Below are 992 nucleotides of genomic sequence, written 5' to 3' on the forward strand. Positions count from 1 at the left end.
CTGGGCGTGGACGTGACGCCGCGCATCAAGACGCTGAAGGTGAGCGAGCCGCCCAAGCGCGGTGCCGGGGTGAAGGTGCCCGACGTGGCCACGCTGGTGGCCAAGCTCAAGACCGAAGCCAAGGTGATCTGAGGAAGAACTGACATGACTGCACTGGTTATTGCCGAACACGACAACGCGTCCATCAAGGGCGCCACCCTCAACACCGTGACCGCCGCACTGGCGTGCGGCGGCGACGTGCACGTGCTCGTCGCGGGCCACAACGCCGCTGAAGCCGCGAAGGCCGCCAGCCAGATCGCCGGCGTCGCCAAGGTGATCCACGCCGAGGCCGCCGGCTTCGAACACGGCCTGGCCGAGAACGTCGCGGCCCAGGTCGTGGCGCTCGCCGGCGCCTACAGCCACCTGCTCTTTCCCGCCACCGCCAGCGGCAAGAACGTGGCGCCGCGCGTGGCCGCGCTGCTGGACGTGGCGCAGATCAGCGACGCCACCAAGGTCATCAGCCCGGACACCTTCGAGCGCCCGATCTACGCGGGCAACGCGATTGCCACCGTGCAGGCCACGGACGAGAAGAAGGTGATCACGGTGCGCACCACGGGCTTCGACCCGGCACAAGCCAGCGGTGGCAGCGCGGCGGTGGAGACCGCCAACGCGGTGGCCGACTCGGGCAAGAGCAGCTTCGTGGGCAGCGAGATCGCCAAGAGCGACCGGCCCGAACTCACGGCGGCCAAGATCATCGTCTCGGGTGGCCGCGCGCTGGGCAGCAGCGAGAAGTTCAACGAGGTGATCACGCCGCTGGCGGACAAGCTGGGCGCGGCCATTGGCGCCAGCCGCGCGGCGGTGGACGCGGGCTACGCGCCCAACGACCTGCAGGTGGGCCAGACGGGCAAGATCGTGGCGCCGCAGCTCTACATCGCCGCCGGCATCTCGGGCGCCATCCAGCACCTGGCGGGCATGAAGGACTCCAAGGTGATCGTGGCGATCAACAAGGACCC

The 992-nt window shown here is 69.4% G+C and carries 1 protein-coding gene and 1 pseudogene; both read left to right on the forward strand.

Features of this window, described 5'->3' with window-relative positions; genetic code table 11:
- A pseudogene (locus BHU06_RS21930) lies at window positions 1–132 on the forward strand (electron transfer flavoprotein subunit beta/FixA family protein); the annotation flags it as partial.
- A gap of 12 nt (window positions 133–144) precedes the next feature.
- Window positions 145–992: electron transfer flavoprotein subunit alpha/FixB family protein (locus BHU06_RS21935; protein ID WP_070401357.1), on the forward strand; the 848-nt coding region annotated here is incomplete at its 3' end.

This window comes from Hydrogenophaga sp. PML113 (genome assembly GCF_001777155.1).
GTDB lineage: Bacteria > Pseudomonadota > Gammaproteobacteria > Burkholderiales > Burkholderiaceae_C > Hydrogenophaga > Hydrogenophaga borbori.